At 58.6% G+C, this 2,195-nt stretch carries 2 protein-coding genes and 1 pseudogene; all 3 read right to left on the bottom strand.

The features are described from left to right. Positions 1-555 precede the first annotated feature (555 nt). Positions 556-891 carry a YqcC family protein gene (locus AC1DRJ_RS25190; protein WP_477804547.1) on the bottom strand — a complete coding sequence of 112 codons (336 nt, stop codon included), beginning with the start codon at positions 889-891 and terminating at the stop codon, positions 556-558. Then, a complete protein-coding gene (locus tag AC1DRJ_RS25185; protein WP_477804546.1) occupies positions 891-1,637 on the bottom strand; it encodes a tetratricopeptide repeat protein in 747 nt (248 codons plus the stop codon). Before AC1DRJ_RS25185 ends, AC1DRJ_RS25190 begins: the two co-directional genes overlap by 1 nt. A 16-nt stretch (positions 1,638-1,653) precedes the next feature. Continuing rightward, positions 1,654-2,195 (bottom strand): annotated as a pseudogene (locus AC1DRJ_RS25180) (penicillin-binding protein 1B); the annotation flags it as partial.

The following is a 2,195-nucleotide window of genomic DNA, read 5'->3' as shown; positions in this document are numbered from 1 at the left end:
CCAGAATACCGTCCACTCAAACGGGGACGGGTCTTAATAGGTTTACTTCTCAGCAGAGCATGAGCGACGGTGGTCGCCGACTACGTCAGCACTGACTGAGCAAGTATTGGGATCGTCCCAAGTGTTGCGGGACTTTCCCACCCAGCGCGAGGTAACGCGTTGCGGGTGTAACAAGTCGGCGCGGGTGTGCGCCTCATGATCTGCTGAGTGGGCCTGCTTCTGGCAGTCCCTCTACAGCGGACTTTGGATTCTTCTGTTTCGTCCTCTCCAAGTCAAGTCGTCAATGAGCTTTATTGAAGTAAGCACATGAGAAAGCAAGAAAAAATCGCCAAACAGCGACTGTCTTAGCTTCAATTGCGCAACTCATGACAAGGAAATGGCATGCAAACGAAGTTGGCGCAACTTCGGAACAGTCCGCGACTTCAAGGATGTGGACGGCGAGATGCGCCGCCTGACCGATCAACAACGTCAGGAACGCATCAGCGAAGCACAGAAACAGATTGCGCAGAACTGCTGCAGGAGCCGAGCTTGCTCGGCTCCTACAAAAGATTGGAGTTAGCGGGAGGCGGTGATCAGCAGGTCGAACTCTTTGAGCAGCACTTGCAACTGACGATCCTTGCCCTGGACACCACGAGCGGCGAAGACCATTTCGGCCATCTCCTGAATCCCGGATACGGTGGGTAGTGGCAGATCCTGTTCGAGGATCATTTTCATCCGGGGCAGGAAGATCCATTGCAGCCACTGCTCGAAGTCCAGCGTATCAACCGAAAACGGCTCGACACTGGAAAGCGCTTCAGCGGAAGGTGAAACTTCATCCCACCACCCCTGCACTCGCAGTTCGCGCTCGATCAGCAACAACTGCTCGGCAATTTTCGGGAAACGGGCGTCCATCACAGCGATACCTTGGCCTTCTGACGGGCCAATGCTGCGCCGGCAGAATCACCTTGTTTGTCACGCGCCTGGGCGATCAAATCCCAGAGGCTGGCCTGAAGATCCGGACGGCCATTGGCGAACGTCAGACCACGACGGGCGAACTGTTCAGCCTGCGCTGGATCCCCTTGAGCCATCCGCACCTGAGCCAGACGATAAAGCACTTGCGGCTCACGCGGCGCGACACGCTGAGCACGCTCCAGGCTGGACGAAGCACCATTGAGGTCGCCGCTTGCCTGTTGCTGTTGAGCGGTGGTCAACAGCGCCAGCACTGGGCCATCCAGCTGCTCGTCGGCTGACAGACCGCCAGCGCTCGCCGAAGGAATTCCGCTTGGCGCCGACGGCATGCTGTAGCTGCCCTGATTGATCGGTGCCGACTGGACTGGCGACGTATCGATCGGCCCTGGAGTAATCGGGCCGGGCGTGATTGGCGAGGTACTGATCGGCGCAGAGGTGGCGGCGGCGCCACCCGGGATCATCACCACCACGCCGGTATCGCCTTGCGGAATCGCCTGGGTTTGGGATTGGGTTTGGACTTGGGCAGGACGTTTCACAGTCGTCTTGCGGAAGCCGCCATTCGCCGAAATCCGCTCACTGTTGGACACAGCCGTGCCGGAATCCTCAACCGGAATCGAACCACGTTGTACGGTGGAGCAACCGCTGAGCAACGCCACGGTGACAACTGCTGGTATCAACCACTTGTTCACTTGAATCCCTCTTTGCTTAATTCATCCAGCCCTTGACCCAATCCATCACCGTTTCACCGGAAGCAGGGCCTTCGCCACCACAAGCCGCACCGGGAGGTGGTTCGCTGCCGCGAATATACGGCATCTGTACAGCGCCTGGGCAGCCCGCATCGGAGCCTTGCCCCGTACGCGAATCGACCCAGGCTTGAACAACGTTATCCGGCTGCGGCATGTCCAGCGGCAGCGGATCGGCTTTGCGCATAAAACTGGTCCAGACCTGCAAGGCACCGGTAGCGCCGGTGAATGGCGTCTTGCCGTTGTCATCGCGACCCAGCCAGACCACCGCCAGCAAATCCTGACTGAAACCGGCGAACCAGCTGTCCCGGGAGTCGTTACTGGTACCGGTCTTGCCGGCCAGGGTCAGGGTCTTGGGCAACACGTTATAAACCGAACTGCCGGTACCTTCACGCATGACCCGCTGCATGGCGCTTTGGATCAGGTAAATGGACGCCGGGTCAAAACGCTGCTCGATCTGGAACGGATAGCGCTTGAGTGGTTCACCTTCGGCGGTCAATACGC

It is taken from the genome of Pseudomonas sp. P5_B2 (genome assembly GCF_056400445.1).
Note: the sequence above shows the minus strand (reverse complement) of the source record. Positions and strands in the feature narration are given on the sequence as shown.

Bases quoted from the DNA above. Each gene is read 5' to 3' on its own strand.
- AC1DRJ_RS25190 (WP_477804547.1), bottom strand. From the start codon at position 891: ATGGACGCCCGTTTCCCGAAAATTGCCGAGCAGTTGTTGCTGATCGAG.